The sequence below is a fragment of the Staphylococcus sp. HMSC069D12 genome (assembly GCF_001810405.1).
Lineage (GTDB): Bacteria > Bacillota > Bacilli > Staphylococcales > Staphylococcaceae > Staphylococcus > Staphylococcus haemolyticus.
Map to the genome: position 1 here is coordinate 1 of NZ_KV801130.1, position 563 is coordinate 563.

Genomic DNA, 563 nt, shown 5'->3' on the forward strand with positions numbered 1-563 from the left:
CATCTGCATCGCTGTCCGCATCTGCGTCACTATCATCAACAACTATTGCTGAGCCTTCGTCTGATACATTACCTGCGTCATCTGTTTCAACTGCTGTGATTTTATCACCGTTGTTTAATTCTGTACCTCCTGGTACCTCTACACTCCAGCTTCCATCTTCACCTACTGTTCCTGTTCCTGTTGTTCCATCTGGGAATGTTACAGTGATTGTATTGCCTGGTTCACTTCCTGTTCCAGTTACTGTATCTGCTCCTGCTTCTGGGACATCCACTGTTGGTGCATCTGGTGCTACTGTATCTGTTCCTACTGTTACAGGTACTTTAATGTGATCTTCCGTACCATCTGGATATTTCACTGTCACATCTACTTCTGTTGTACCTGGTGTATTACCGTCTGGTAATTGTGTTTCGTCATCCACCGTAATTGTTGGTTGGTCTTTATCCGCTGGATAGTCTGGAATTGTCACTGAACTTGTTACATCATCTGCTGTCGTTGGTGTGCCATGATCTTTCGTTACACCATCTGTTGTTGGTTCATAAGCATTGTTGTCTTTTTCTGGATTT

General features: G+C 43.7%; 1 protein-coding gene. It reads right to left on the reverse strand.

Annotated elements, in window-relative coordinates; genetic code table 11:
* A partial coding sequence (locus HMPREF2737_RS10175) for an Ig-like domain-containing protein (RefSeq protein ID WP_256277645.1) occupies positions 1-563 on the reverse strand: 563 nt, incomplete at both ends.